General features: G+C 72.6%; 24 protein-coding genes, 2 pseudogenes and 1 riboswitch. Of the genes and pseudogenes, 12 read left to right on the top strand and 14 right to left on the bottom strand.

Going from position 1 to position 20517, the window contains the following annotated elements; all coding sequences use genetic code 11:
• Positions 1 to 69: 69 nt before the first annotated feature.
• From AB0E62_RS21320 to AB0E62_RS21330, 3 genes and pseudogenes are all read right to left on the bottom strand, one after another.
• Positions 70 to 288, bottom strand: coding sequence for a hypothetical protein (locus tag AB0E62_RS21320; protein WP_362195807.1), 219 nt, complete (start codon positions 286 to 288; stop codon positions 70 to 72).
• 186 nt (positions 289 to 474) lie between these two features.
• The gene (locus AB0E62_RS21325; RefSeq protein WP_362196308.1) at positions 475 to 666 is read right to left on the bottom strand and encodes a hypothetical protein; all 192 of its coding nucleotides are present in this window, start codon (positions 664 to 666) and stop codon (positions 475 to 477) included.
• Between the two features lie 59 nt (positions 667 to 725).
• Positions 726 to 1043: pseudogene (locus tag AB0E62_RS21330) on the bottom strand (aminotransferase class V-fold PLP-dependent enzyme); the annotation flags it as partial.
• Between AB0E62_RS21330 and AB0E62_RS21335 the strand changes: the two are divergent.
• Positions 1000 to 1239, top strand: a pseudogene (locus tag AB0E62_RS21335) (hypothetical protein); the annotation flags it as partial. The pseudogenes AB0E62_RS21330 and AB0E62_RS21335 sit on opposite strands and share 44 nt — an antisense overlap.
• Before the next feature lie 61 nt (positions 1240 to 1300).
• Here the strand turns inward: AB0E62_RS21335 and AB0E62_RS21340 are convergent.
• From AB0E62_RS21340 to AB0E62_RS21370, 7 genes are all read right to left on the bottom strand, one after another.
• Positions 1301 to 2056 carry an SDR family oxidoreductase gene (locus AB0E62_RS21340; RefSeq protein WP_362195810.1) on the bottom strand — a complete coding sequence of 252 codons (756 nt, stop codon included), beginning with the start codon at positions 2054 to 2056 and terminating at the stop codon, positions 1301 to 1303.
• The gene (locus tag AB0E62_RS21345) at positions 2053 to 3024 is read right to left on the bottom strand and encodes a fumarylacetoacetate hydrolase family protein (RefSeq protein WP_362195813.1); all 972 of its coding nucleotides are present in this window, start codon (positions 3022 to 3024) and stop codon (positions 2053 to 2055) included. The genes AB0E62_RS21340 and AB0E62_RS21345 overlap by 4 nt, the downstream gene beginning before the upstream one ends.
• A gap of 116 nt (positions 3025 to 3140) precedes the next feature.
• Positions 3141 to 4073, bottom strand: coding sequence for a VOC family protein (locus tag AB0E62_RS21350; RefSeq protein ID WP_362195816.1), 933 nt, complete (start codon positions 4071 to 4073; stop codon positions 3141 to 3143).
• Positions 4074 to 4077: 4 nt separating this feature from the next.
• Entirely contained in the window at positions 4078 to 5076 is a 999-nt protein-coding gene (locus AB0E62_RS21355) for an amidohydrolase family protein (RefSeq protein ID WP_362195819.1), read from the bottom strand.
• Entirely contained in the window at positions 5073 to 6203 is a 1131-nt protein-coding gene (locus AB0E62_RS21360; RefSeq protein ID WP_362195822.1) for an FAD-dependent oxidoreductase, read from the bottom strand. The genes AB0E62_RS21355 and AB0E62_RS21360 overlap by 4 nt, the downstream gene beginning before the upstream one ends.
• Before the next feature lie 23 nt (positions 6204 to 6226).
• A complete protein-coding gene (locus AB0E62_RS21365) occupies positions 6227 to 7189 on the bottom strand; it encodes a cyclase family protein (protein WP_362195825.1) in 963 nt (320 codons plus the stop codon).
• A complete protein-coding gene (locus AB0E62_RS21370) occupies positions 7186 to 8187 on the bottom strand; it encodes a fumarylacetoacetate hydrolase family protein (protein WP_362195828.1) in 1002 nt (333 codons plus the stop codon). The genes AB0E62_RS21365 and AB0E62_RS21370 overlap by 4 nt, the downstream gene beginning before the upstream one ends.
• Before the next feature lie 127 nt (positions 8188 to 8314).
• Here AB0E62_RS21370 and AB0E62_RS21375 point away from each other — a divergent pair, with 127 nt between their 5' ends.
• Positions 8315 to 9232, top strand: a complete 918-nt coding sequence (locus AB0E62_RS21375) for a LysR family transcriptional regulator (RefSeq protein WP_362195831.1) — start codon at positions 8315 to 8317, stop codon at positions 9230 to 9232.
• A gap of 61 nt (positions 9233 to 9293) precedes the next feature.
• Here the strand turns inward: AB0E62_RS21375 and AB0E62_RS21380 are convergent, their stop codons facing one another.
• Positions 9294 to 9752, bottom strand: a complete 459-nt coding sequence (locus tag AB0E62_RS21380; RefSeq protein WP_362195834.1) for an Lrp/AsnC family transcriptional regulator — start codon at positions 9750 to 9752, stop codon at positions 9294 to 9296.
• Between the two features lie 62 nt (positions 9753 to 9814).
• Here AB0E62_RS21380 and AB0E62_RS21385 point away from each other — a divergent pair, with 62 nt between their 5' ends.
• The 3 genes from AB0E62_RS21385 (at position 9815) to AB0E62_RS21395 (ending at position 11664) form a co-directional block, all read left to right on the top strand.
• On the top strand, positions 9815 to 10564 hold the full coding sequence (locus tag AB0E62_RS21385; RefSeq protein WP_362195837.1) for an AzlC family ABC transporter permease: 750 nt from the start codon (positions 9815 to 9817) through the stop codon (positions 10562 to 10564).
• On the top strand, positions 10557 to 10886 hold the full coding sequence (locus AB0E62_RS21390) for an AzlD domain-containing protein (protein ID WP_362195840.1): 330 nt from the start codon (positions 10557 to 10559) through the stop codon (positions 10884 to 10886). The genes AB0E62_RS21385 and AB0E62_RS21390 overlap by 8 nt, the downstream gene beginning before the upstream one ends.
• A gap of 115 nt (positions 10887 to 11001) precedes the next feature.
• Entirely contained in the window at positions 11002 to 11664 is a 663-nt protein-coding gene (locus AB0E62_RS21395; RefSeq protein ID WP_362195843.1) for a GNAT family N-acetyltransferase, read from the top strand.
• A gap of 140 nt (positions 11665 to 11804) precedes the next feature.
• On the opposite strand, the gene AB0E62_RS21400 is transcribed toward AB0E62_RS21395, so the two are convergent.
• A complete protein-coding gene (locus AB0E62_RS21400) occupies positions 11805 to 12059 on the bottom strand; it encodes a DUF5133 domain-containing protein (protein ID WP_362196269.1) in 255 nt (84 codons plus the stop codon).
• A 497-nt stretch (positions 12060 to 12556) separates the two neighbouring features.
• On the opposite strand from AB0E62_RS21400, the gene AB0E62_RS21405 reads away from it, so the two are divergent.
• The 6 genes from AB0E62_RS21405 (at position 12557) to AB0E62_RS21430 (ending at position 17180) form a co-directional block, all read left to right on the top strand.
• Entirely contained in the window at positions 12557 to 12853 is a 297-nt protein-coding gene (locus AB0E62_RS21405; RefSeq protein ID WP_362195846.1) for a hypothetical protein, read from the top strand.
• Positions 12854 to 12954: 101 nt separating this feature from the next.
• Entirely contained in the window at positions 12955 to 13545 is a 591-nt protein-coding gene (locus tag AB0E62_RS21410; protein ID WP_362196272.1) for a Sua5/YciO/YrdC/YwlC family protein, read from the top strand.
• Between the two features lie 22 nt (positions 13546 to 13567).
• Positions 13568 to 13703, top strand: a riboswitch (cobalamin riboswitch).
• A 139-nt stretch (positions 13704 to 13842) separates the two neighbouring features.
• Complete coding sequence (locus AB0E62_RS21415; RefSeq protein WP_362196275.1) at positions 13843 to 14865, top strand: iron ABC transporter permease; 1023 nt, start codon at positions 13843 to 13845, stop codon at positions 14863 to 14865.
• Between the two features lie 2 nt (positions 14866 to 14867).
• Positions 14868 to 15635 carry an ABC transporter ATP-binding protein gene (locus AB0E62_RS21420; protein WP_362195849.1) on the top strand — a complete coding sequence of 256 codons (768 nt, stop codon included), beginning with the start codon at positions 14868 to 14870 and terminating at the stop codon, positions 15633 to 15635.
• A gap of 8 nt (positions 15636 to 15643) precedes the next feature.
• Positions 15644 to 16648: an ABC transporter substrate-binding protein gene (locus AB0E62_RS21425; protein ID WP_362195852.1), complete on the top strand. Its 1005-nt coding sequence runs from the start codon at positions 15644 to 15646 to the stop codon at positions 16646 to 16648.
• 184 nt (positions 16649 to 16832) lie between these two features.
• Positions 16833 to 17180 (top strand): hypothetical protein, encoded by a 348-nt coding sequence (locus AB0E62_RS21430; protein ID WP_362195855.1) that lies wholly within the window; start codon positions 16833 to 16835, stop codon positions 17178 to 17180.
• Between the two features lie 51 nt (positions 17181 to 17231).
• Here the strand turns inward: AB0E62_RS21430 and AB0E62_RS21435 are convergent, their stop codons facing one another.
• Complete coding sequence (locus tag AB0E62_RS21435) at positions 17232 to 17732, bottom strand: DUF4232 domain-containing protein (protein WP_362195858.1); 501 nt, start codon at positions 17730 to 17732, stop codon at positions 17232 to 17234.
• Between the two features lie 206 nt (positions 17733 to 17938).
• Between AB0E62_RS21435 and AB0E62_RS21440 the strand changes: the two genes are divergently transcribed.
• Positions 17939 to 18862, top strand: a complete 924-nt coding sequence (locus AB0E62_RS21440; protein ID WP_362195861.1) for a TIGR04222 domain-containing membrane protein — start codon at positions 17939 to 17941, stop codon at positions 18860 to 18862.
• On the opposite strand, the gene AB0E62_RS21445 is transcribed toward AB0E62_RS21440, so the two are convergent.
• On the bottom strand, positions 18767 to 20485 hold the full coding sequence (locus AB0E62_RS21445; RefSeq protein ID WP_362195864.1) for an alpha/beta hydrolase: 1719 nt from the start codon (positions 20483 to 20485) through the stop codon (positions 18767 to 18769). The two genes, AB0E62_RS21440 and AB0E62_RS21445, sit on opposite strands and share 96 nt — an antisense overlap.
• Positions 20486 to 20517 lie beyond the last annotated feature (32 nt).

Below are 20517 nucleotides of genomic sequence, written 5' to 3' on the forward strand. Positions count from 1 at the left end.
GCGGACCAGCACCAACGACCTCTCCGATCTGTATCTGCGCATCGTCTCCCTGGACGAGTTCGACGCTCGTCAGCCCTTCTCGTACTGGGCCAGGGCAAGTCCCAGCCCGAAGAACGTGGGGGCCCACTCGCCGACGAAGATGCCCCAGCGATCAGCACGGTCCAGACCGGCCGACTCGCCCTTCACCGAGGCCGCCCACGACAGGAACGAAAGCCCGATCGAGGCGATAGCGGCCGTATACGCGTGGTCGCTGCGCACACCCGCCTCGTGCAGCTTCTTGATGATCATGAATTGCTCCTCTGACAGAGGTCTGCAGACACAGCCACCGTCTCCCCGATCCGGGACGTCCGCCCGCCCTGTACGGCCAAACGGGTGACGTTCGTCCCGCCCTGCCTGATGCGGAGGAACGCCATGGCCTGGTCATCGCGGGCTCCGCGACCGGGAACGGCTCACCCGCCCGGGGCGGCCGCCGTGTCAGGCCGCGAGCGAGCGCAGCGCCCCGCACAGCGCCTCGATGTCCTCCTCGGTGTTGTAGTAGTGCACCGACGCCCGTACCACGGCCGGGAGATCGCGCGCGCCCAAGTCGTAGCGGGCAGAGGTGGCCGCCGAGACACTCGTGTTGATGCCCGACACGGCGAGCCGGCGGTGCACGTCGGCGGGGGACATGCCGCGACGGTGAAGGTGACGATCGCGCACAGGCGCCGCCCCCGGTCCTGGACGGTCACTCCAGGCACCCGCGCGAGCCGGAGCCGGAGCTGTGCGGCGAGGGCGGTGATCCGTTCTTCGATCGCCTCGATGCCCCAGCTCAGGGCGTAGTCCACGGCCACACCGAGGCCGATCTCGGCCGCGTAATTGGTTTCCCGGGCCTCGAAGCGCCGGGCGTCGGGGCGGATCTCGTACGTCTGCGCGTCCGTCCACGTCGCGGCGTGCAGGCCGAGGCACTGGGCCCCCACCGCATGCCCGGCGCGTGACGCGCGCGACGAGGACCCGGCGGTGGGGGAGGGGCCGGAGCTCGCCCACCCCGCCGAATTCGGCCCGTTCACCCTTTTCCGGCGACGCGTGGGCGGACGTACGGCGGTCGCCCGCGGCGGTGTGGTGGTCGCCGAGCTGCTGGATCCCGAGGAGGCGCACTGGCTCGAGGAGAAGGCGCGCGGTGTCCGGCAGGGCTTCATGGACCCGAAGCAGAGGGCGGCGTTCGAGGAGTTCCTCGTCCGGCAGGCACCCCGCGGCGATCAGTGAGCCGACGGCGGGCGTGACCGCGCCCGGCACCGGAGAGCGGGGCCCCGGCCTCCCCGCCGCTTCACGGCCGCACCTGCTCACGCAGCGCGTCGGAGACGGACTTCACGCCGCCGTGCGCGGTGAGCCCGCCGTCGACGGGGATCTCGGCGCCGGTGATGAACGACGCCTCGTCCGACAGCAGGAAGACGACCAGCGGGGTCACCTCGTCCACGCTCCCGGTGCGGCCCAGCGGCGTCTCGCGGATGTTGGCCTCGCGGAAGGCGGGGGCCGCGGAGGCGGTCATGTCGGTCTCGATGTAGCCGGGGTGGACCGTGTTGACGCGGATGCCGCGCGGCCCGAGTTCCAGGGCCGCGGTCTTCGACAGGCCGCGCAGCGCCCACTTGCTGGTGGTGTAGGCGACCGGATAGTGGCCCGTGAGCCCCGCCGACGAGCCGACGTTCACGATGGAGGCGCCGGCCGGCATGAGGGGAGCCAGGTGCTGGATGCCGAGCAGCGGACCTGTGGCGTTGACGGCCAGGACACGCGCCATGTCGTCGGGCCGTACGTCGCCGACGCGGGCGCGCCAGGTGACGCCGGCATTGTTGACCAGGCCGTGCACCTGTCCGTACGCCTCGCGGAGGCCGTCGGCCAGACCGGCCCAGTCCCGCTCGTCGGTGACGTCGAGCCGGCGGCAGCCGGGCGCGTCGGTGACGTCGGTGGCGATGACGCGGGCACCCTCGCGGGTGAGGGCCTCGGCCTCGGCGGCGCCCTGGCCGCGGGCCGCGCCGGTGACGACGACGACCTTGCCCAGCAGCCTCTTGGGCCGCAGACCGGTCACGGCCGCTCCCGGGTGCGCCGGCGACCGGACGGCAGGGGGACCGGCTCGGCGCCGGGAACCACGGTGTTGGCGAGGGTGCCGATGCCTTCGACCGTGAGGACGACGGTGTCGCCGGGCCGCAGCGGCGGCGGGGACTGCTCGCCGCGCCGGCCCCACAGTTCGGCCAGGCAGCCGCCGTTGCCGCAGGTGCCGGAGCCGAGGACGTCGCCGGGCACGACGCGGGTGCCGCGGGAGGCGTAGGCGGTCATCTCCTCGAAGGTCCAGCTCATGTTGGACAGCAGGTCGGTGCCGACCACCTCCCCGTTGATCTCGGCGGTCAGCGCCAGGCGCAGGAATCCGTCGGCGTCCCGGTGCGGCTCCAGTTCGTCGGCGGTGACGAGGTACGGGCCGAGGGAGGTGGCCGTGTCCTTGCCCTTGCACGGGCCGAGACCGACCTTCATCTCCGCGGACTGGAGATCGCGGGCGGACCAGTCGTTGAAGACGGTGTAGCCGACGATGTGCTCCCGCGCCTGCTCCGGGGTGAGGTCGCGGCCCTCGCGGCCGATCACGGCGGCGACCTCCAGCTCGAAGTCCAGCACGGCCGAGCCGGGCGGCACGGGTATGCCGTCGTGCGGGCCGTGGACGGCGTGCGGGTTGGTGAAGTAGAAGGCCGGGGCCGCGTACCACTGCTCGGGAACGCCGCCGGTCCCCTCCACGGAGCGGCGCACCCCCTCGACGTGCTCCTCGAAGGTGACGAAGTCCCGTACCGAGGCGGGCTGGAGCGGGGCCAGAAGCCGGACCTGCGAGACGTGCGGGCCGGGAGGCACGTCGAGGGCCGCCGCTCCGGCGGCGAGCAGGCCGGGCAGTCCGCCGGCCTCCTGGATCAGTGCGGTGAGCGAGGTGACACCGGGCAGGGGGAAGAGGGTGCCGTCCTCGTCCACGACCGCCACCCGGTGGCGGTGCTGATGTTCGTAAGCGGCGAAACGCATGGTGCGGCTCCAGCGGAGGGAGAGGCGGGCGAGAGGGCGCGTCGAGGTACCGGGGGCGGGGCGGCGCGCGTCAGGGCAGGTCCGTACCGCCGCGCCCCCGGGGCCGTGGGGCCGGTCTAGACCGGCGGGGCGACGAAGACGCCGCGGTCGGGGTCGTTGAAGGACTCCTTGGCGACGAACTCGTTCATCGGGTTGGCGGTGCCCCACTGGTCGGTGACCTCGGGCTGCGAGAAGTCGTAGACGTGCGGGTGCCAGGTGTCCTCGTCCAGGCACTCCAGTTCGGTGGTGTACTCCACGGTGTTGCCGTGCGGATCGAGGAAGTACGTGAAGGTGTTGTCACCGGCCATGTGCCGCCCCGGGCCCCAGATCTTCCTGAAGCCGGCGCGCATGACGCGGCCGGAGCCGCGCATGTACTCGTCGAGGCCGCGCATCTCGAAGGAGACGTGGTGCAGCGAGGTGTGCGGGCCCTTCGCCAGTGCCATGGAGTGGTGCTGGTTGCTGATCCGCATGAAGTGCATGACCTCGCCCATGTGCGGCGAGCTGAGCGTGTCGGAGAGCCGGAACCCGAGGTGCCGCTCGTACCACTCCCTGGTGCGGTTGAGGTCCGGGGAGTTGAGGACGACGTGCGACAGCTTGACCGGGATCGCCTCCTTCTCCTCGATCCTGCGGTGCTGCCGTACCGCGACGTCGGCGGAGACCTCGACGGTACGGCCGTCGACGTCGAAGAAGCGGAAGCCGTAACCACCGCCGGGAGTGTCGACCTGGCCCGGCTGGGAGACCAACTGGGCGCCGCCCGCCAGGAGTTGTTCCGCAAGGGTGTCGACGTCCGCACGGGAGGCGGCTCCGTAGGAGACCAGGTCCAGCCGCTTCTCGTCGGCCTTGCGGAGCCGGACGACATACTGCTCCGGGGAGCCCTCGGCGGCCAGGAAGGAGATGCCGGAGTCCTCGGCGACCTTCGTCAGGCCCCATACGCCGGCGTAGAAGTCGAGTTGCTTGTCGTAGTCGGGCACGGCGAGGTCGACGTGCCGCAGATGGGTGAGCAGGCGCATGGTGTCAGTCCTTCCGGAGGAGGGCGGCCGCGTTGCCGCCCCGGACGGCGTGGAAGTCGGCTTCGGGAAGCCGCGCGGCACGCAGGGCGCCGACGGGGTCCTCGGTGCCCATGTCGAAGGGGAAGTCGGAACCGAGCAGGACCCGGTCGGCCCCGGCGACCCGCACCAGTTCCCGCAGCACCTGCGGGTCGTGGACGAGGGAGTCGAAGTACAGCCGCCTGAGATAGCTGCTGGGCAGGTGGGCGCAGCCGGCGCCCGCGTCGGAGCGGGCCGACCAGGCGTGGTCGGAGCGGCCGATGTGGGTGGGCAGGTAACCCCCGCCGTGCGCCGCGATCAGCGTCAGGCCCGGATGCCGGTCGAGCACCCCGGAGAAGATCAGGTGCGACAGCGCGACGGCGTTCTCGGTGGGCTGGCCGACGGTGTTGGACAGGTACCACTGGTCGAGGCGCTCGTCGAGGGTGCACCCGAAGGGATGCAGGAAGACCAGGGCACCGGTCTCCTCGGCCCGTGTCCAGAACGGTTCGTAGGCAGGGTCGGACAGTTCCCGCCCCGGGGCGTGACTGGAGATCTCCACGCCGTACAGGCCCTGTTCCAGGGCGTGTTCCAGGGCGGGCACCATCAGGTCCGGGTGCTGCAGGGGGACGAGCCCGAGACCGCGCAGCCGGTCGGGGGCAGCCGAACAGTGCCCGGCCGTCGCCTCGTTGGCGAGCCGGCACACCTCCTGGGCGGTGTCCTCGCCGGCCCAGTAGTGATAGTGCGAGGGGGAGGGACTGACCAGCTGGACGTCCACGCCCTGCGCGTCCATCGCGGCCAGCCGGACGGCCGGGTCCGTCAGGCGCGGGAGGCGCTCGCGGACCATGGGCCCGCTGACCGCCGACGCGGCGGGGCCGTTGCGGCGGGCGTCCAGCGCACGCGCCTCGGCGAGCCCCGGCCGCCCCTCCACCAGCGCCTCGATCCTGGGCAGCAGGACATGGGCGTGGACATCGACGGTGGGCACGGTCACGGGATCTCCCTGAGCATGGTCATGGTGCGGGCCATCAGACCGGGCACGTCGGCGTCGCGCACCCCGTCGAGCTGCCAGCGCCCGATCTGCACCGACGCCTCCACGACCGGCCGGACACGGGCGATCCGCCGCTCGTGGTACGCCTGGAACAGCGCGTCGTCCCAGGTGTCCGTCCCGGTCAGCAGCCGGGCCAGCACCCACGCGTCCTCCAGGGACATGGCGGCGCCCTGCGCGAGGGTGGGCGGGCAGCAGTGCGCGGCGTCGCCGACGAGCACGACCCGGCCGCGGTGCCACGAGCCCTCGACCAGCAGCCGGTCGAACCAGGTGTAGTTGACCTGGGCCGGGTCGGTGATGTGCTCGGTGATCTCGGGCCAGAAGCCGCCGTAGTGCCGGGTGAGACGGCGCATCTCGTCGGCGTACGACCCGGGCGGTATGGACGCGCGGTCGCGCTTGGCCTCGACGGCGTAGGCGTAGAGGGTGGTGTCGCTCGTGGGGCAGTAGCCCGCGATGTGGGCGGGGCCGCCGTAGGCGAGGTCGGTGCGGGTGACACCGGCCGGACGGGGGGCGGCGACCCGCCAGATGGCCATGCCGGTGGGTTCCGGCCGGTCGGTGATGCCGATCGCCGCGCGGGTGGCCGAGCCGAGGCCGTCGGCGGCGATCACCAGGTCGTAGCGGCGCTCGGTGCCGTCGGAGAGACGGACGCGGACACCGTCGGCGTCCTGGCCGAGGATGTCGGCGGTGGTGCCGAGGCGGACGGTCGCGCCGGCGGCGCGCACGGCACTGATGAGGATCCTCTGGAGCTGCGGGCGTTGCATGCCGACGGTGGCGGGCAGGTCGTCGCCGCCGGTGCGCAGGTCCTCGTGGACGTGCAGGACGGTGCCGTCGACGGTGGTGAAGCCGACGGAGCCGAAGCCGTAACCGGACTCCTCCACCTGCTCCCACACCCCGAGTTCACGCAGGACGCGCAGGGCGTTGCCCTGGAGGGTGATGCCGGAGCCGGCGGTGGCGTTCCAGTCGTCCTTGGCCTCGACCAGGTCGACTGCGATGCCCGCGCGACGCAGCAGGATCGTGACGGCGTTGCCGGCCGCGCCGCCGCCGATGACGAGGACCGTGCGGGGCTGGGTCATGAAGAACTCCTTCGTTCCTCGGTCTACTTGACGGCGATCGGGTTGACGGGGGAGCCGACGGCGCCGGTGATGGGCAGGGGAGCGGCGGTCAGCCAGAAGGCGTACGTGCCGTCGGCCGCGCAGTCGTCGGCGAGTGCCTCCAGGTCCCACATCTCACCGACGAGCAGGCCGATGTGCGGGATGACGACCTGGTGCAGCGGCTGGAAGGCGTGCTCGAACTCGTTCGGGCGGACCTCGAAACCCCAGGTGTCGGTGGCGATGGCGGCGATCTCGCTCCCGTGCAGCCAGCCCGCCGTGGTGAAGGACAGACCGGGGGCCGGGCCGCCCGCGTAGTCGCCCCAGCCGTCGCGGCGGGCGCGGGCGAACTGCCCGGTGCGCACGAGGACGATGTCGCCTCGCCCGACGCTCACGCCGTGCGCCTCGACGGTGGCGGCGAGGTGCTCCTCGGTGATCGCGAAGCCGTCGGGCAGCTCGCCGTCCTCACCGATCACCCGGCCGACGTCCAGCAGGACACCACGGCCGGCGATGTGCGGGGCCATGTGCTCGATGCCGGTGACGAGGTCACCGTCTGAGGTGACGACCTTCTCGGCGTCCCGCCCGTTCCACGCCTTCCCGTGGTCGAAGATGTGCCCCAGCCCGTCCCACTGCGTGGAGCACTGGAGCGGCATGGCGATCACGTCGTCGGCGCCGCCGAGCCCGTGCGGGAACCCCTGGAGGCCGAGGGCCGCGTCGGTGCCGGTGTCCAGCATGGTGTGCACCGGGTTGGTGCGCCGCCGCCAGCCCTTCTGCGGGCCGTTCATGTCGAACCGCTGGGAGAGGGAGAAGCTCACCCCCTTCCGGATCAGCGCCGCACCCTCACGGCGCTTGGCCCCGTCCAGGAAGTTGAGGGTGCCGAGGACGTCGTCCGCGCCCCAGCGCCCCCAGTTCGAGTACGCCTCGGCGGCCCGGGCGATCGATCCCTCCGGGTCGGTGCGGTCAAAGGTCACCGGGCCACCTCCGCCACGCAGCGCGTGCGCTGGGCACCGAGTCCGGTGATCGAGGCGTCCATCACGTCGCCGTCGCGCAGCAGCCGGCCCCAGTGCATGCCGTTGCCGGCCGGTGAACCGGTGAGCACCAGGTCGCCGGGGAGGAGCCGGGCGGTCTGCGACGCGTACGAGACCATCCGCGCCACGTCGAAGATCATGTCCTTGGTGGACTCGTCCTGCATGGTCTCGCCGTTCAGCTTCAGGGTGAGACGCAGGTCGTCCGGGCGGGCGACCGATCCGGCGGGCACGATCCAGGGGCCGAGCGGGGTGAACCCGGGCGCGTTCTTGCTGCGGAGCCAGTCGGTGCCGATCTGCGGCATGTCCCGGCGGAAGACGGTGGCGCGGTCGGTGAGGTCGTTGGCGATGGTGTAACCGGCGACGTGGTCCAGCGCTTCCTCGACGGACACCCGGTGGGCGACCCGCCCGATGACGGCCGCCAGCTCCAGTTCCCAGTCGGGCTGCTCGGCCCAGGCGGGGAGCACGACGTCGTCGTAGGGGCCGGTGATCGCGCTGGGCAGGCCGATGAACACGTACGGCAGGTCCTCGGCCGCCCGGCGGTCCATGATCTCCGCCGCCTCCGCGCGCCTGACCTCCTCCGGACGGTCGTCGCCCGGCGCGCGATGCGCGACATGCAGGTCGATCACGTGCTGCCGGTAGTTCGCGCCGGACTGGAACACCTGGCGCGGCTCCACGGGGGCGTGCACCCGGAAGTCCGTCAGCGGACGCGTCCGAGCGGCTCCGTCACCGGCGAGCGCGGCGAGCCGTCCGGCGGCCGTGTCCCACACCTCCAGCAGGCCGCGGACGGTCAACTGCTCGTCGCCGAAGGCGATTCGGAGGTCGATCGCGCGGCCGTCGGGCGTGACCAGGGCGGGGAAGGCCGGCCCGTCCGGGAGCGAGAGGGTGGCGAGGGCGAAGGGTCCGGCGAAGAGTGCGGACGCGGCTTCAGGTTTCACGGACATGTCCTCCTGATTGCGGTGTGACTAATCTGGACCCGCCACCCGTGATCGGGGAAATCGATTCTGTGGATGATCGTCATCCATGGCATGGATTCGCCCTGGTCGCTGCCGTACAGCCAGGGACAAGCCCGTGAATCTGAGCCGTCTGGACCTCAACCTCGTCGTCGCCCTGCGTGCCCTGCTGGAGGAGCGCAACGTCACGCGCGCCGGGCAGCGCGTCGGGCTGAGCCAGCCCGCCATGAGCGCCGCCCTGGCCCGCCTGCGCCGTCATTTCGACGACGACCTGCTCGCCCGCGTCGGCGGCCACTACGAGCTGACCGCCCTCGGCCAGGTCCTGCTGGACCGCACCGCGACCGCCTACGACGTGCTGGAACGCCTCTTCGCCAGCCAGGCCGACTTCGACCCGGCCCGCGAGAGCCGCGAGTTCGAGCTGGTCGCCTCGGACTACGCGGTCGCCGTCTTCGGCGCCGAACTCGCCCGCGTCGTGCACGAGGAGGCCCCCGGGATCCGGCTGCGGTTCGCGCAGACCCCGCCCGCGGTGGTGGACGCCACGGACACGTTGCTGAGCACCATCGACGGGCTGCTCATGCCGTACGGCGTGATCAGCGACTTTCCCGCCACCGATCTCTACGACGACCGCTGGGTCTTCCTCGTCGCCGACGACCACCCCAGCGTCGGCGACCGGCTCACCCGCCAGGACCTGGCCCGGCTGCCCTGGGTCACCTACCAGCGCACCTACGACGCCCCGGCCGTGCGCCAGCTCGGCATGCTCGGCATCGAACCCCGGGTCGAGGTCTCCGTGGACAGCTTCCAGATCATGCCGCTGCTGGTGGCCGGCACCCGGCGCATCGCACTCATCCAGGCCCGCCTCGCCCGTCTCCTCGCACCGCTCACCGCCGTCCGCGTGGTGGAGCCGCCGTACGAGGCGGTGCCCCTGCGCGAGGCCCTGTGGTGGCACCCCGTGCACACCCACGACGCGGCCCACATCTGGCTGCGGGAGACGGCCGCCCGGGTCGGCCGGCGGATGACCGACGCAGCCGGGACCTGAGCCGCCGCGAGGCCGTCCACGGGTCGGACGGCGGTCGTCCGGTACGTGCTCGAGTGCCGGCCTACTCGATGGTCTTGAGCTCCTTCATGGTCAGGTGGGACTCCAGGCGCCGGACGGCGGGCAGGCAGCTGAGCCTGCCGGTGAGGAAGGCTTCGTAGGCGGCGTGGTCGGCGACGGCCACGCGGATGAAATAGTCGGGGCGCCCGTACATACGGCGGAACTCCACGACCTCCTCGTAGGAGGCCACGGTGTCCTCGAACTCCTCGAAGCTCTTGCGGTCCTGGGCGTAGATCTCGACGTCGATCAGGACCTCCAGGGCGCGGCCCAGGGCCCGGGGATCGACCACGGCCCGGTACCCGGTGATGACGCCGGCCTCCTCCAGCCGTTTGACCCGGCGCAGACAGGGGGGCGGGGTGAGCCCGACCCGCTTGGCCAGTTCGACATTGGTCAGCCGGCCGTCTTCACGGAGATGAAACAAAATTTCTCGATCAATGGCATCGAGGCTCACTTCATTGCTCACCCGCTGATCGTACGGCACATTCAAGCAACCATATAAGGCGCGTTTCTTCTTAAAATTGCGTCATGGACGCACCTTCTGTCGCCGCCGGTGAGCGGCCCGGGCCAGCCCCCGCCGCTCCGCCCGGGGCGCTGTCGCAAGCGGCGGCGGCGTTCAGGGACTCCACCGGAGTGGGCCTCGGATTCCTTCCGTTGGGGCTCGCCTTCGGTGCTCTGGTGACGCAGTCGGGTCTGGACTGGTGGTGGGCGGGGCTGTCCGCGATGCTGGTCTTCGGCGGCTCGTTCGAGTTCCTGCTCATCGGAATGGTCACCGCCGCAGTCCCGTTGGCCGGGATCGCGGTGTCCGCGTTCCTGGTGAACGTCCGGCACGTCTTCTACGCGCTGTCCTTCCCCCTCGACCGTGTGAAAGGCCGCCTGGGCAAGGCCTACAGCACCTTCACGATGTGTGACGAGGTGTACGCGATGACCACCGGGAACGGGGCCCGTTCCTGGTCTGGTCCGCGCATCCTGTGGCTCCAACTCTTCCTGCACGTGTACTGGGCCGGCAGTTCGACCGCCGGAGCCCTGCTCGGGTCCCTCGTGCCCGGGGGTGTCTCCGGCCTGGACTTCGCGTTGACCGCCCTGTTCACCGTCCTCGCCCTCGATGCCGCGCGGGACCTGCGAGGCGACCTGTCCACCCCCCTGCTGGCCCTGCTCAGCGCCCTGGCCGCCCGGCTGCTGATCCCGTCCCAGATGCTGCCGGCCGCCTTCGCCCTGTTCACCGCCACTCTCCTGACCCGCCACTTCGCCACTGGCAGGAAGCGTGCTCATGTCTGACACCGGCTACGCCGTCGCCGCCATCCTCGTCACCGCCGCCGTCACCTGGGCCCTGCGTGCCCTGCCGTTCGTGGTGCTGGCTCCCCTGCGGGCCAGTGCCACCGTGCGGTTCCTCAGCACCCGTATGCCCGGCGGCGTCATGGTGATCCTGGTCGTCTACTGCCTGCGTGACCTCCCGGTGGCCGAGGCCCGCGCCACAGCCCCGGCGGCCGCCCTGTCCGTCACCGTCGGCCTGCATCTGTGGCGCCGCAACGCCCTGTTGAGCATTCTCGGCGGCACCGCAGTCCACGTCATCCTGTCCAGCACGGTCTTCGCACACTGACCGGGGGCGCCTCCCACTCGCCGGTACTCCGCCCGCTCCTCCCGGCCCTTGCGCCGGCCTTCATGATGTAATGACTCGCATCGCCAGGCACCTATTACCACCACAGGGAGGGGCCGTGCCGTTCAGGACCACCGCCGAGGCGGTGCACGCGTGGGTCGAGGGATGGGTCGTATCGCGTGGTGCCGCCCCGCCGACGCCCCAGCCCTGGGGGTTCACCGTGGACGTGGGCTCGCCCAGGGAAGTGGCCCGGCACGTCGTGGCCGCCGACGACGAGGCGACCGTCCGCAAGCTGGCGGACGACACCACCGCACCCGGCATCGCCCTCAAGGTGTTCGTGCCGGCCCGGACCCTGCAGGCGTGGCTGCCGCCCGGCTGGGTCCTCCTGGACGGCCACGCCGCCCTCATGGCCGCCCGGTTGAGCGCTGTGGAGGCCCCGCCCGGCCTCCCTGACGGCTACCGGCTGCAGAGCTGGGAGCGGGCCGATGTCACCCGCGTGGTGGTGCGTACCGCCGACGGCGCCCTCGCCGCGCGCGGGCAGATCGCGATGACCGGCCCGACCGCCGTCGTCGACCAGGTGGAGACGCACCGGGCGCATCAGCGCCGGGGACTCGGGCGCGTCGTGATGGGCACGCTCGCCGGAGCCGCGGCCCGTCAGGGCGCGCGGGCGGCCGTGCTGGGCGCGACCGAGGAGGGCCGGGCGCTGTACGCCACCTTGGGCTGGCGGGTGGTGGCTCCGCTGAGCGCCGCCGTCCGGGACGGGGGAGACGACGGAGCCTAGTCGGGGGCCTTCCCGCCGGCGCCGACGGGCTGCCGGCGCGGAGGGCCGGGGCCGGACTGCTGTCCGGTGCGGCTTCCGGTGTTCCGCGCCGGCGACCCGTCGGCCGCGTCACGCGTGACCGGTCGACCGGTGCCGTTCCGTCAGGCTGCCGGACTCCACGGCGTCCGCTGGGCTCGGCGGTCGGCCCGGCGATCCGCCCGCAGCCGGTCGAGGAGGGCGTCGGCTGCGGCGAGGGCCTGGTCCACGGTGGTGGTGACGGTCAGGGCGCACAACCTGCGGGAGGCTTCATCGAGTTCCCGGCTCGAACGACCCGTGGGTTGCAGGTCGTGGCGGAAGCGGGCCTCGGCGAAGCGGGCCAGTACCGCGCGTAGTTCCTTCTCCGCGGGCGGCAGCACAGTCACAATCCCTCTCCCAACGCCGGCTGTCCCCTCGGGCCCCGCCATCCGGGAGCGCACGTGTCAGCCGGCTCTTTTCAGGGGGGCGTCTGCCCCCGCGAGACCGTTCTATGCACGGTTCTTGTCGCGCACGCCGTGGCCGCGGTCAAGGGCTCGCGCAGGTCACTGCGGATTCGAGGAAGGACGTCCTCCGGGAAGGACGTCGGTCCCGGTCGCGTGGCGACCCGTCGGATACCCCCGGCCCTCGGCTGACAGGCTCTCAGGTTCCTCGTACGCGCGTCCACCATGTCAGTGGCGCATGAGGCCGATACCGGCCGGCACCACCGCCCCGGCCGCCGGCCGGGCACGGCCGGAGGGCTCGCGGAGGAACAGGGCGGCGAGGACGGCGGCGACGAGGATGCCGGTCTAGCGCAAGGCCGCGACGGCGGTCACGTCGCCGTGGGCCGGGGCCCGGACGACCAGCCCGTACGCGGCCATGGAGATCGCCCCGGAGACCGATGACGGCCGCCGCGAGAGTACGGCTGGCACGGGAGACGGGCGGCCTGTCCGGCGCGGACGGTGTACGGCACGTGGTCTCCACCCCGAGCGTGGTCCTCGCCCGGCCGGCCAGTGCCCGCGTCGTCACCGTCGGCGCCGCCCGCCTCGGTCACAGCCTGGACCATGACCAGAACCGTACGGCCCTGACACGGGCCAAGAACCGTGCCTTCCGGACCGGCCGGGCCGTCATCGACGGCGACGCGTTCACCGACTACCTTGACGGCCTCACCCACGCCACCGCGAGGAGCCAGCCCTGAAACCGGTCAGCAGCCCCCAGCAGTCCACGACGGTTCCCCTCACGGCGGTACGCCAGGCCCTCGCCGCCGGCCGAGCCGTCGTTCTGCCCAACCCGGCGCCCCTGACGCGCGTCGTCACCGCCACACGGCCCCGTACGGTCAACGAGGCCAAGGCCCGGCCCGCCGACCAGCCGGTCGCCCTGTGGGCCCACCACCCCGACACCCTCGACACCCTCGCCCGCCACTGGGATCTGGACCCCGGCAGCAGCCGGACGGCCCGACGGCTCCTGGCCGAAGAACACCTCACCGTGCTCCTGCCGCTGCGCCAGGACACCGGCCGGCCGGCCTGGCTGAGCCCAGCGGTCAAAGACGGCTGGATGCTGCTTTTCGGCGCCCGCTGGCAGCCGCTGCGCCCCCTGCTGGACGAGCACCCCGTCCTCTACGCGAGCAGCGCCAACCGCACCGGCCGTCCACCCGCCACCACCAGTGCGGAAGCGCTGGCGATGTTCCCCGAGACAGTCGCCGTCCTGGAAGAACTCGCCCCCGGCCAGGCGGTCCCGCCGGCCGACGGACCGCGGAGGGCCACGACCACCGTGCGCGTCCACCCCGACGGCCGCCTCGAACTGCACCGCCACGGCGCCCAGGACCGGCCCTACGCCACTGCCGACGACTACCTCAGCCACCTCACCAGCCGCTACACCGATCCGCGTTAGCGCCGAAAGGGGCCTCGGGGGCTGTTTGTTAGGCTTGCCCAGCCCTCCGTGGGGGAAGTCCGGTGAGAGTCCGGCGCTGACCCGCAACGGTGTGCACGGCACCGCCCTCCAGGAGTGCCGTGCGAGCCCGATCGCCTGCGGGGGCATGTCGACCCGTTGACTGCTCGCCGTGGACTGCGAGAGGGGATCGCCGGCCGGGTACGGCCGCGCGGGCTGCTCCTGCTCGACGTCCAGCAGGCGGCCCGTGTGAAGGACGGCCCACCCGTGCGCCGAAGGACCGCCCCCAGCCGCATACCCGTGCTGCCGCTCAGCCTGTTACTGCTGCTGTTGCTCCTGGTGTCGCTCGTCGCCGGTGTGACGCTGGGCGCCGCCGGGATCGGCGGGGCGGAGGTGCCGCGCTTCCTGTGGGCCGGGCTCACCGGCGGCACCGTACGCGCGAGCGACGCGGCCGCCTACACCATCGTGTGGGAGATCCGGCTGCCCCGGGTGCTGATCGGCGCCACCGTCGGAGCGGGCCTCGCGGCCGTCGGTGTCGCCGTGCAGGCCCTGGTGCGCAACGCGCTGGCCGACCCGTTCGTCCTCGGCATCTCCTCGGGCGCGGCGGTGGGCGCCAACGCCGTCATCCTCCTCGGCGCGTTCGCCGGGCTCGGGGTCTGGGCGCTGTCCGCCTCGGCCTTCGTCTCGGCACTCGCGGCCATGGCGCTCGTGTACGCCGTGGCCCGCTCCCCGCAGGGCCTGTCACCGCTGCGGCTGATCCTGACCGGCACGGCACTGGCGTACGGCTTCCAGGCCGTCACCACGGTCATGGTGTTCGGCGCGGCCCGGGGCGAGGCGGCCAGGTCGGCGATGATGTGGCTGCTCGGCAGCCTGGGCGGCGCCACCTGGGCCCAGGTGCCGCTCGCCGCCGTCACCGTGGCGGCCGGATGGGCCTGGCTGCGCCGGCGGGCCGAGGCGCTCAACGCGCTCGCCATGGGCGACGAGACCGCGGCCGCGCTCGGCGTCGGACCGGCCCGGCTCCGCCGGGAGCTGTTCCTCGTCACCGCGGCCGTGACCGGGACGGTGGTGGCGGTCAGCGGTGCCATCGGATTCGTAGGACTGATGGTGCCGCACGTCGCGCGGATGCTGGTCGGCGCCGACCACCGGCGCGTGCTGGCCGTCGCCCCGCTCGCCGGGGCCGTACTGCTGGTGTGGGCCGACGTGCTGTCCCGGCTGGTGTTCGCCCCGGCCGAGCTGCCGGTCGGAGTGATCACCGCGGTGGTCGGTGTGCCCGCGTTCCTGCTGCTGATGCGGCGGGGCGGCTACGCGTTCGGAGGGCGCTGAGCATGCGACTCGACATCGACGACGTCACGATCGAGGCCGCCGGAACCCGCCTGGTCGAGCACGTCGACCTGACCGTGGACAGCGGGGCGTTCGTCGGACTCGTCGGCCCCAACGGCAGCGGCAAGACGACCCTGCTGCGCTCCGCCTACCGGGCCCTGCGGCCGTCCGGGGGAGTGGTGCGACTGGACGGCGGTGACCTGCACGCCATGGACCCCCGGGCCGCCGCCCGGGTGCTGGCCGCGCTGCCGCAGGAATCCTCGGCCGAGTTCGACTTCACCGTCACCGAGGTGGTCGCCATGGGACGGCTGCCGCACCAGGGCCGCACGGCCGCCTCGGACCGGGAGATCTGCGCCCGGGCGATGGAACGCACCGGCGTCGCGCACCTCGCCGACCGCGGGTTCCCCGGCCTGTCGGGCGGCGAGAAGCAACGCGTCCTCCTCGCCCGCGCCCTCGCCCAGCAGCCCCGCGTCCTGATCCTCGACGAACCCACCAACCACCTCGACATCGCCCATCAGCTGGACGTCCTGTCCCTGGTCCGCGGCAGTGGCCTGACCGTACTGGCCGCCCTCCACGACCTCAACCTGGCGGCAGCCCACTGCGATGTCCTGTACGTCCTCGACGGCGGCCGGATCATCGCCTCCGGGCCACCCCACGACGTCCTCGAACCCCCGCTGCTGGCAGAGGTGTTCGGCGTCCGGGCCCACACCGTCCGACACCCCGCGACGGGCGTCCGCCAGTTGCTGTTCGACCTGCTCCCGACCACCCTCTGAAGGACGCCATGCGCAAGCGACTCCTCGCCACCGCCCTCTGTCTCGCCGCCACCGCCACCGGCTGCGGTGCCTCGGTCGAGCCGTCGCGGAACGCGAAGACCTCGACATCGGTCACCCTGACCAACTGCGGTCGCCGGGTGACCTACGACAAGGTCCCCGAGCGGGTCGTCACCAACGACGTCGGCATCACGGAGCTGATGTTCGCCCTGGGTCTGGAGGACCGCATGGCCGGCTTCGCCATGCCCGACGAGAAGGGAGACCTGCGCGGTGTGCCGTGGAAGGACGGCTACGAGAAGACGACATGGCTGTCCAAGGACCAGCTCACCAAGGAGAACGTCCTCGATGCCCGCGCCGACCTCGTCTTCGCCGGCTGGAACTACGGTTTCCGCGAGGACGGCGGTTTCACCCCCGACGCCCTGGAGAAGCTCGGCATCCCGTCGTACATCCTCACCGAGTCCTGCCGCAACGGCCGTTCGGCCTCCTCCCGCGGCATCATGCCACCGCTGGACGCCCTCTACGCCGACCTCACCAACCTCGGCAGACTCTTCGGCGTCGAGAAGCGTGCGGCCGCGCTGATCGCCGGCTTCAGGAAGCAGATCGCACAGGTGCGGGCCGAGGCGCCCCGGGGAGCCGACCGTCCCTCGGTCTTCCTCTACGACAGCGGCCGGGACGCACCTTTCACCTCCGGCCGTTACGCCGCCCCGGAACAGATCATCACGGAAGCCGGCGGCGTCAACGTCATGCACGATCTGGCGGACTCCTGGGCCGTGATCGGCTGGGAGACCGTCGTGCGGCGGAACCCGGAGGTCATCGTCATCTGCGACTACGGCGATGTCAGCGCCGAGCGGAAGAAGGAGTTCCTGCTCTCCTACCCCCCGCTGCGGAACGTCTCCGCCGTCAAGCACCGCAGGATCGTCTCCCTCGACTACGCCGACCTGGTCGAGAGCCCCCGCAACCCGTCGGCCGTCGCCCGGCTGGGCGCCTACCTGCGGACGGTGGCGGCCGGCCGGTGAGCGGCCGTTCGCCGCGTACCCGAGGCGGGCCGTACAAGTGGCGCCGCTCGACGGGCGGGCTCATCGTGGTGGGCGAGGGACGCCGGGCTCCTGGTCCGCGTGCACTGCCTGCCGCCGGTCCAGGGGGCCGTGAGAGCCGTCGTCCGGACAACTGCCGAGATCATGGGATCTGCGTATGAACCGAATGGGAACAGTGAGGGCCGGGGCGCTGGTGAGCCTGGCCCTGCTGGGGCTTTCCGCCCCGGCGGCGGTCTCCGCCGAGACCGGTGGCGCGGGGGCACCGAGCGTGGTCTGCGGGACGGACAGCGCCACGGGCCTGGCGGTGTCGGCCGGAAGCACGGAGGACTGCGCGGTCGCCCTGCGGGTGGCGGGCGCCTACACCGGGACCGGGACGCGGGGGAGCGGAGCGGTCACCACGGTCGACGCGGACGGTACCGTGTGGCGCTGCCAGGAACGGCAGGGCGACCCGAACCCGTACCAGGAATGTGTGGACACGGCCGACGAGACCCGGCACATCACGCTGACCTCGTGACACCGCCCGCTCTCCCGCTGGGGCCCGGGTCGCCGGGCGGCGCGGTACGGGTCAGGTGACCGGGCTGACGTAGTTGCCCGGGCGACTGGCGGCCTCCTGCCGGGTCACGCTGCCCCACCGCCACGTGAGGGTCTTCACGGTGCCGCCGGGCAGGGTGACAACGGCCTGGTCGGGACGGATGATCTCGTTCCCGTTCTTCCCGGTGTCGCCGAGGAAGGTGATGGTGAACGTCGCGGTCCTGCCGGGGGCGAGATCCACGCTGTGGCCTCCGCGCTGCTGGAGCAGCCTTTCCGGCACGCCGTTCGTGGTGAGCTCGACCGACGGCGCGCCGAGCAGGGAGCAGGCGCGGTCCCCGGTGTTCTTGACCTGGACGCGGGCCGTCTCCTGCCGGTCGCTGCCGCCGCCCTGCTCGGCCGTGCCACCTGCCCAGGACAGGGCGACGTGGTCACAGGCAGGTGAGCCGGGGGCGGCCGTGGCCGGGACGGCGACGGCGACGGAAGTGGCCAGGGCGCCGGCTGCGACCCAGCGTGCGAGGTTCCGGGCGCGCTGCATGAGGGCCTCCGATGAGTGTGGCGGCAGTGCTGGCAGGTATCCGGTACCGCGTACGGGACGACGGACCCCTCTTGAACCGTGAACCACTGAACGCTGAACCACTGACCCCGGCCGCCGGACGTGCGGGGACGCTGCCGGTGAGCTTGTCGATCTCCCGTCGTGGGGACAACCACCCTGGGCGGACGGGGGCGACGGGGGGAATGACGATGCCGTACGAAGGGGTTTGTCTCGCGGCGCTGGTCCTGACGGCGGGCGCGATCGGGTACCGGCTCATCGTCGCCGTGCGGATCGCGGCGATGCTGCGGACGGAGGTGCCGGTCCGTGACGACCTGTCCGTCGAGGAACTGGCCTTCCTGGCCGGCGGGCCGCGGCGGCTGGCGGCGACGGTGCTGTACCGGATGGCCGGGCAGGGCCGGCTGACCGTGGCGGAGGACGGCACGGCCACCGTCCATGACGGCGTGCACCCGACCGGGGCGGCGGCCGGGATCGAGAAGGCGCTCATCGAGGCGGCGGGCATCTCCCGCAGCGAGCGGGTGGGCAAGCTGGTGGCCCGGACCGCCGAGAGCCGTGCGGTGCGGACGTTCGGTGATCGCCTGGAGGCGGAGGGCCTGCTGATCCACTCCGCCCTGGGACGCCGGCAGTACCGTGCGCGGCGCCTGCTGTGGTGGTCGGCGGTCCTGACCCCGGTGCTCACGGTGTGGGACGTCGCTGCCGGTACTCCGGGCCGCTGGTGGGCCGGTGCGGCCCTGTCGGCGAGCGCGGCCGCCACCGCCACGCTCGTCAGGCCGGCCCGGGACCGGGTGCCGTACCGCGTCCGGTCGACGCTCGGCATCCTGCGCGGTGAGCGGGAGCGTCCGGCGCCCTGGCGTCCGGGCGGCGCTCTGTCCGCTCTCGCCGTCACCCCGGTGGGCGCGGTGGCCCTCGGCGGGCTGGCCGCCTCGCGGGACCCGGAGTTCGGGGCGCTGGTCACCCCGGAGACCTGGAGGGCTGGGGACCCGGCCTACGGTGGTTCCTCTGCCATCGGTGGCGGCACGTCAGGGCTTTGGGGCGCGTTCGGGTGTGCCGGCGCGGGCGACGGCGGTGGGTGTGGCGCGGGCGACGGCGGGGGATGCGGAAGCGCGGGGGCGTGACGGACGGCGCCCCAGGAGTGAGGCGACCGGGCAGCTCCCCCCGAGGGTGACCTGTCGCTCAGCAGGGGGCTCCTGATGGGGCACGCGCGGATCCGACGCCTCGCAGGCCGGGTCGTGCGGGGGCAGCCGCCCCGAGCGCAGGTAGCCGTTGACGAGGGTGTCGACACACGCGTTGCCGTACTCGCCGTACAGGCCGTGCTGGCGGGCACCCCGCACGGTGAGGAGCCGGGAGCCGGGCCACTGCCCGCGCATGGCCTCCGCGCCGGCGTAGGGGGTGCGGGGGTCGCCGGTGGCGGCGACCAGCAGGGCCGGGACGTCGTTGTCGAGTACGGTCGGCGCCTCGGCGGGCCGGTCCCAGAACTCGCAGGGAGTGATGTTGCCGGCCACCGGCCCGCTCAGGGGGAACCGCTCGCGGGAGGTCTCGACCGCACGCCAGTAGCTGCGGACACCGCGTCGCTCCGCCACGTCACCGCAGATGATCGCGGTCATCTGTCCGGCGGCGGCCGAGCCCGCGCCGGTCAGCAGGAACTCCAGCTGCCCGGCCAGCCGGTCGGACGGTTCGACCGGTTCGCGGTCCGCGGCGCGTGCCAGGAGCCGTACGGTGTCGGCCAGGTCGGCGCGCCGCTCGTCGAGATCGCTGCCGAGACCGCCGAGGAGGACGGTGGGCAGCACGTGCTCGTCCAGCAGGTACTCCTTGCCGATGCGCAGTGGTCTCCGCGCGGCGGCGTCGAGGAGGTGCTTCACGGTGGCCAGGACCTGGCCGCGCGTGGCGCCCAGCCCGTAGGTGCCGTCCCGCGTGGCGGCCCACGATGCCCAGGCGCGCAGGGCCGCCTCGTTGGCCGCCTCGGCGCCGCGCAGGAGGGCGGGACTGTAGCGCGGCGGGAACATGACGCCGTCCAGGACCATGCGTCCGGTGCGGCCGGGAAAGAGCTGGGTGTAGACCTCGCCGAGGTAACTGCCGTACGAGTAACCGACGTAGGACAGGGTGTCGGCGCCGAGGGCGGCGCGGATGACGTCCATGTCGCGGGCGGTGTTGCGGGTGGTCACGTACGGCAGCACCTCGCCCTGGGCGCGTTCGCACTGCCGGGCCAGTTCGCGGGCGAGGGTGACTTCCTCGCGGTAGGCCGCCGGGCCGGTGCCCGCGGAGCGCAGCGGTGCCGAGCCGAGGTTCCAGCCGCAGTCCAGCGGGGTGCTCCGGCCGACGAAGCGCGGATCCATGCCGATCAGGTCGTAACGGCCGGCGACCGTTCCCATCACCTCCGACTTGGTCAGCGGCATGTGGAGCCCGGGGCCGGCCGGGCCGCCGTCGTTGAACAGCAGCGGGCCGACGCGGTGGGCGGTGTCGGTGGCCTTCAGGCGGGATATGGCGACGGTGAGGGTGCGACCGCCGGGCTCGGCGTAGTCGAGCGGCACGGCGATGCCGGCGCAGTCGGCGCCGGCGGAGTCCAGCCTCCGGCCGAGCTCGTCTCCGGGGCCGAGGGCGCAGGCGTGCCAGTCGACGTGCTGACTGTGGAAGCGGGCCAATGGGTCGGGGCCGGCGGTGGCGGCGGTGGCGGTCGTCGCGAGGGTGGCGAGCACCGCCGCACAGGTCACGAATACCATGAGGTGCCGGGAAGTTGGCATGACTGCACGCTACGGTCGGCGGATGCCTCGGC

It is taken from the genome of Streptomyces sp. NPDC038707 (assembly GCF_040636485.1).
Lineage (GTDB): Bacteria > Actinomycetota > Actinomycetes > Streptomycetales > Streptomycetaceae > Streptomyces.

What these genes read in the sequence shown, in the direction of transcription:
- AB0E62_RS21320 (WP_362195807.1), bottom strand. Translation starts at nt 288, where the DNA reads ATGATCATCAAGAAGCTGCACGAGGCGGGTGTGCGCAGCGACCACGCG.
- AB0E62_RS21325 (WP_362196308.1), bottom strand. Translation starts at nt 666, where the DNA reads ATGTCCCCCGCCGACGTGCACCGCCGGCTCGCCGTGTCGGGCATCAAC.
- AB0E62_RS21345 (WP_362195813.1), bottom strand. Translation starts at nt 3,024, where the DNA reads ATGCGTTTCGCCGCTTACGAACATCAGCACCGCCACCGGGTGGCGGTC.
- AB0E62_RS21350 (WP_362195816.1), bottom strand. Translation starts at nt 4,073, where the DNA reads ATGCGCCTGCTCACCCATCTGCGGCACGTCGACCTCGCCGTGCCCGAC.
- AB0E62_RS21360 (WP_362195822.1), bottom strand. Translation starts at nt 6,203, where the DNA reads ATGACCCAGCCCCGCACGGTCCTCGTCATCGGCGGCGGCGCGGCCGGC.
- AB0E62_RS21370 (WP_362195828.1), bottom strand. Translation starts at nt 8,187, where the DNA reads ATGTCCGTGAAACCTGAAGCCGCGTCCGCACTCTTCGCCGGACCCTTC.
- AB0E62_RS21385 (WP_362195837.1), top strand. Translation starts at nt 9,815, where the DNA reads ATGGACGCACCTTCTGTCGCCGCCGGTGAGCGGCCCGGGCCAGCCCCC.
- AB0E62_RS21390 (WP_362195840.1), top strand. Translation starts at nt 10,557, where the DNA reads ATGTCTGACACCGGCTACGCCGTCGCCGCCATCCTCGTCACCGCCGCC.
- AB0E62_RS21405 (WP_362195846.1), top strand. Translation starts at nt 12,557, where the DNA reads ATGACGGCCGCCGCGAGAGTACGGCTGGCACGGGAGACGGGCGGCCTG.
- AB0E62_RS21420 (WP_362195849.1), top strand. Translation starts at nt 14,868, where the DNA reads ATGCGACTCGACATCGACGACGTCACGATCGAGGCCGCCGGAACCCGC.
- AB0E62_RS21425 (WP_362195852.1), top strand. Translation starts at nt 15,644, where the DNA reads ATGCGCAAGCGACTCCTCGCCACCGCCCTCTGTCTCGCCGCCACCGCC.
- AB0E62_RS21430 (WP_362195855.1), top strand. Translation starts at nt 16,833, where the DNA reads ATGGGAACAGTGAGGGCCGGGGCGCTGGTGAGCCTGGCCCTGCTGGGG.
- AB0E62_RS21435 (WP_362195858.1), bottom strand. Translation starts at nt 17,732, where the DNA reads ATGCAGCGCGCCCGGAACCTCGCACGCTGGGTCGCAGCCGGCGCCCTG.
- AB0E62_RS21440 (WP_362195861.1), top strand. Translation starts at nt 17,939, where the DNA reads ATGCCGTACGAAGGGGTTTGTCTCGCGGCGCTGGTCCTGACGGCGGGC.
- AB0E62_RS21445 (WP_362195864.1), bottom strand. Translation starts at nt 20,485, where the DNA reads ATGCCAACTTCCCGGCACCTCATGGTATTCGTGACCTGTGCGGCGGTG.